Raw genomic sequence first — 5,306 nt, 5'->3', positions numbered from 1 at the left:
ATGATTCTTGAAAAAAATATTAAACAATATGAAGAAAACTTTGGAGAAATAAACGTTAGTGATAATTTCTTAAAAAGCCTTAATTTATTGGAGGAATAATTAATGGCTACTGTAGAAGAATATATAGTAAAAAATAATATGGATTATAAATATGTAACTTATAATAAAGATTCTAGTCAAGTGTATATCTTGGACAATAAATCACTTAGGTTGTTACTTAATGGATTTTATAATGCTGGGTACATAAAATGTGTTAAAGACATATATAATTTATATGAGGAATCTTTAAATAGTTCCACCCAATTTGGAGGTTATAATATGGATATAGATAGAATTTTGGATCATTTAGTTAAGTTAGATGATAAATATGATAAGAAAATAGATATGTTAAGTAATAAACTAGATAATGTAATAGATAGTTTAAATAAGCTAAATAGAGAAGTCGGAGAAATAAAAACAGATGTTGATAATATAGATAAAAGGAGTAGTTTTTGGAAATCATATATTATGGCTCCAATAATTACATCTGTAATAACAGCAATACTTGTAAAAATTATTGGCTAATATGAAAAAGATTAAAAATATCATTGTTAATGATTTTGATTTTTCCTTGTTAAACTATCAAATGTTCCCTAAGAATGTAGAGAGATCAGAATTATATATGGTATAAATAGAGGTAGGGAAGCAAAATCCTACCTTTTTTATTTAATCCCTTTACACAGAACTTACGTTCGTATATAATATGTTTAAAGGGGGAATGACCATGCTAAATGAAAAAGAATCTAAACTATTTGATGCTATCGTAAAATACATAGATGAAAATGGATTTAGTCCTTCTATAAGAGAGTTAAGTGAAATTGTAGGTTTTAAGTCCACAAGTACAGTTCATAGATATTTAAGCAGGTTAGAGCAAAAAGGATATATTGAAAGAAAAGAAAAAAGTCCGAGAGCATTGAGAGTAATACAAGATGCATAGATCATGTTCGTTCATTTGACATCCATAGGTTACTATAGGAAATGCTGGGGACAGGTTGGGGACAGAATTGTAAAAAATGTCCCCAAAATTTAAGACTGTATAAAGCATATTCTATATAAAATGTGCAAAATTAGAGGTTCTATTTATACCTAAAATACACTAAAAAAGGCTTATCCTAACTTCGAATCAGTTGGTCGGGGGTTCGAGTCCCTCCGGGTGCGCCAATTATGCCTTGTAATTATAATAATTACAAGGTTTTTTATTTTTACTAGGATGATTTACATAATTTAATTTTAGAGATAGTTCGGGAACAGTTTACTTCTAGCGCTACAATTATTATCTCTATAGCACTATCATATGACAAAGGAGTAGGATTATGAATACATTGTGGTCTAATAAGATTCAAAGTATTTTAAATCTTGAATCGAGCAGAGAGTTAAGATTTAGAGATGATAGAAAAGAGCTTTTTCTTAATCTACTAGGGGTAAAAGAGGGAATGGCAGTTGTTGATGTGGGATGTGGGCCTGGTGTGATAACAAGAAAGTTGTCAAAGCGGCTTGGAGAAAACTCGAAGATTATAGGAATAGACCGTGATTCAAATTTTATCGAACATGCAAAGAAAGTAGCAGAAGAAATAGGTTTGAACAATGTAAGTTATTATGAAGGGGATGCACTCTCACTACCTATAGAGGATGATTCAGTTGATGCCTGTATATCATATACTGTAATAGAACATGTTTCTAATAGAGAATTCTTATTGGAACAGAAAAGGATAACTAAGCCAGGTGGAAGAATTAGTGTAATGTATGCAAGACCTGATAAGTACATAAAAACTGAACCTAATGAATTACCTAAGCAAAGTGAACGTGAAAGGGAACTACTTGATAAATTGTTTCCAGATGTTAATGATCAAAATGAAAAGTATGGTGTTGGGATGTATTGGCCTGATCCTATTGGATTGCCAAAATTATTTGAGGAGGTAGGATTAATAAATATTCAAATAGATGCTATTGCAGTTCCTGTTGCTATTGATGATTATAGAAATAGTTTTAATGAGAAAATTGCAATTGTAGAAGCAGAAGAACAACAGATGTTGGAAAGTGTTGAAATGGCACAAAAACAAAATAACAATAGATTGACAGATATGGAGTTGGATGAATTACAACAATTGATTAATAATAGATTCGATAAACGAATTGGTTTCATAAAAAATGGAGTAAATATTTGGGATTATATAATTACGATGATTCAAATAGTTTCTGGAACTGTTAAGTAAGAGTAGTAGGAGGCGGGGTAGGTAATTTGTTCATTGGTTAATCACTAAGCATGAAAATTTATAACATAAAGCTTATAGTTTTTTTGGAGTCTAAATTTCTGAAATAGTTGGACAAAGTTTATCACACATGAGATTTATAGCCGATAAGCTTCTTTTATATTTCAGTAGATATCAAGAAATGTTGAAGGAGGATTATATATTAGATTTAGAAAGGCTCAATTGACAAAAAATGAGAAACATAGTAATATCGGGGTAGAGAATGAGATGATAAAATTATAGAAAAGTGAATTATTTTATTTATAGAATAAAATATATAAATTATTACATTTTATTTAAAAGGGATGATGTAAAATGACTGATATGTTAGAATTGGTAAAATCTCGAAACCTTACCTATGAACAGAAAGTGCTTTCTTTAGCACATGCAGCAGAAGACACATTAAATGTGCTCCACATATCCGAAAAAACCAAGTATTATTTTGAGCAAAATGCAATAGATAATCTATTTGAAGGTAATGCTCCTTATAGGCCTCGATATATACTGCCTGATTATGACAAATTTATTAGGGAAGGCAGCAGCTTTTTACAGATAGACCCTCCAGAAGACTTAGATGAATTATTATATGTCTTAATGATTTTGTATAGACATGTTCCTTCCATAACAAGTTTTCCAGTTTACCTAGGGAATTTGGACAGGATGATTGATCCATTCATTGAAGGATTTAGCGATGAAGATGTTAAGAAAAAATTAAAATTATTTTTAAACTATATTGATAGAACTATTACAGATAGCTTTTGCCATGCTAATTTAGGCCCAGGGGATACTCGAGCTGGAAGACTTATTTTAGAAGTAGAAAGGGAATTGCAAAATGCAGTACCAAATCTTACCTTCAAATATGATCCAGATATTACTTCTGATGAGATAGCAGAGTTAGCTCTATATACCAGCTTATTCTGTGCAAAACCTGCCATGTGTAATCACAAATTGAATGAGGATATCTATCCTACTGATTATGGGATAGCGAGCTGTTACAATATATTGCCTATCGGAGGAGGAGCTTATACCCTTTCAAGATTAGTGTTACCGAATATGGCTAAGCTTGCAAAAAATATTGATCATTTCTTTGATACTATACTACCTGAATGTCTCCAAGCTATGGGAGATTATATGAATGAAAGGATTCGTTTCTTAGTGGAGGAATCTGGTTTTTTCGAAAGTTCCTTTTTAGTCAAAGAAGGACTCATCCATAAGGATAGGTTCATAGGAATGTTTGGGATTGTAGGTTTGGCAGATTGTACTAATATCCTAATGAAAGAAGAAGGGAAACGCTATGGACGAGATGGTGAAGCTGATGATTTAGCAGATAGAATTATGCATGCTATAAACGATTTTGTTGAGACGTTCCCAGCAGAATATTCAATTATTACCGATGGGCGTTTTATGATTCATGCGCAGGTGGGCATGGACTACGATAAAGGGATCACAGCAGGAGTAAGAATTCCTATTGGGGAAGAGCCAGAGAATATATCAGATCATCTTCGACATAGTGCTAGATTCCATAAACTGATAACTACTGGATGCAGCGATATATTCCCTATGGAAATTACAGCAAGGAATAATCCTTCAGCAATGTTGGATATAGTTAAAGGAGCTTTTAATCTGGGGGTTAAATATTTAAGCTTTTACGAAGAAAATGGAGATTTGGTTAGAATAACTGGGTACCTTGTGAAGAGAAGTGAAATGGAGAAATATAAGAACGGTGAGGTAGTTTTACAAAATACTACCCATTTAGGAACTTCAAATTATGAAAACAATAAATTAAAAGATAGAAAGGTTAGAGGAGTATGATAAAGGCTCCCATTCGAAGAATAATTGCCCATAGCTTAGTAGATGGATTAGGGAATCGTACTGCAATATTTTTACAAGGTTGTAATCTTAAATGTGCTTATTGCCATAATCCTGAAACGCAAAAAATATATACAGAACTTTCTTCTAAAGAAATAAAGTGGATGACAGCGGAAGAAGTATTTAAAGAAGTAGAGAAGAACATACCATTTATCCGAGGAATTACCGCCTCAGGAGGAGAATGTATTTTATATCCTGAATTTTTAACGGAATTGTTTACTTTAGGAAGAAAGGCAGGATTATCCTGTCTAATCGATACTAATGGAACCATAGATTTATCTAAATATCCAGGACTTATGAAAGTAAGTAATGGCGTTATGATTGATGTAAAGGCTTGGGATGAAGAAAAATTTAAAAGATTAACAGGTGGAAGCAATAAAATTGTAAAAAAGAATTTAAGATTTTTAGCAGATGTTGATAAACTCGAAGAAATAAGAATTGTATGTATTGAAGAAGTAGTAGATACTGAAGAAATATTAAAAGGAATAAAGGCTAGCATTGGGGAGAAAATTAATAGTACTAATTTAAGACTAATAAAATTTAGGAACCATGGTGTCATAGGAAGGCTAAAAGATACTAGTAGTCCAACTGATGAGTATATGAATAGATTAAAAGAAATAGCGCTAAAAATCGGTTTTAAAAAAGTCAAAATGAGCTAAGATAAAATGTCGTCGATCTCCAATAGTGTAAAAACCCCTGGAGGTCGACGACATTTTGTAATTTTTAACAAATGTGTATATTTCAATACTATCGAGCAAACTATTAAAAAATCAACTATCCAAAATTTAGAAAATTCCCATTTGACAAAAAATGAAAAACGTAGTAATATCAATGTAGAAAATGGGTTACTAGATTACCTATAAGGAATTGAAACGCCTTAGCTGCACCAACAGCAATACCATATGTAGCGTGTTACTAGATTACCTATAAGGAATTGAAACGAGTCAATATATGTCCCATCTATCCATTGAAGTCTCTTGTTACTAGATTACCTATAAGGAATTGAAACGTTTTCTTGTATAGTATTTAATTGAATCTACTCTTAAGTTACTAGATTACCTATAAGGAATTGAAACTCTATCTCGCAATTAAACCTCATTTTCTCCCTCCTCGTTACTAGATTACCTATAAGGAATTGAAACTTCTCCT

5 protein-coding genes and 1 CRISPR repeat array are annotated in these 5,306 nt (G+C 31.6%); all 5 genes read left to right on the top strand.

Translation table 11 applies throughout. The features are described 5' to 3' along the window. The first annotated feature begins 102 nt into the window (after positions 1-102). The 5 genes from BLV68_RS11655 (at position 103) to BLV68_RS11635 (ending at position 4,816) form a co-directional block, all read left to right on the top strand. Positions 103-564, top strand: coding sequence for a hypothetical protein (locus BLV68_RS11655; protein WP_093754018.1), 462 nt, complete (start codon positions 103-105; stop codon positions 562-564). Between the two features lie 199 nt (positions 565-763). After that, positions 764-976, top strand: coding sequence for a LexA family protein (locus BLV68_RS11650; protein ID WP_159428687.1), 213 nt, complete (start codon positions 764-766; stop codon positions 974-976). A 376-nt stretch (positions 977-1,352) separates the two neighbouring features. Continuing rightward, positions 1,353-2,252: a class I SAM-dependent methyltransferase gene (locus BLV68_RS11645; RefSeq protein WP_093754014.1), complete on the top strand. Its 900-nt coding sequence runs from the start codon at positions 1,353-1,355 to the stop codon at positions 2,250-2,252. Positions 2,253-2,603: 351 nt separating this feature from the next. Next, positions 2,604-4,100, top strand: coding sequence for a YjjI family glycine radical enzyme (locus BLV68_RS11640; RefSeq protein WP_093754012.1), 1,497 nt, complete (start codon positions 2,604-2,606; stop codon positions 4,098-4,100). After that, a complete protein-coding gene (locus BLV68_RS11635; RefSeq protein ID WP_093754010.1) occupies positions 4,097-4,816 on the top strand; it encodes a radical SAM protein in 720 nt (239 codons plus the stop codon). The genes BLV68_RS11640 and BLV68_RS11635 overlap by 4 nt, the downstream gene beginning before the upstream one ends. Positions 4,817-5,001: 185 nt before the next feature. Next, a CRISPR array of direct repeats spans positions 5,002-5,299; the repeat unit is 30 nt; unit sequence GTTACTAGATTACCTATAAGGAATTGAAAC. Positions 5,300-5,306 lie beyond the last annotated feature (7 nt).

The organism is Tepidimicrobium xylanilyticum (assembly GCF_900106765.1).
GTDB lineage: Bacteria > Bacillota > Clostridia > Tissierellales > Tepidimicrobiaceae > Tepidimicrobium > Tepidimicrobium xylanilyticum.
Note: the sequence above shows the minus strand (reverse complement) of the source record. Positions and strands in the feature narration are given on the sequence as shown.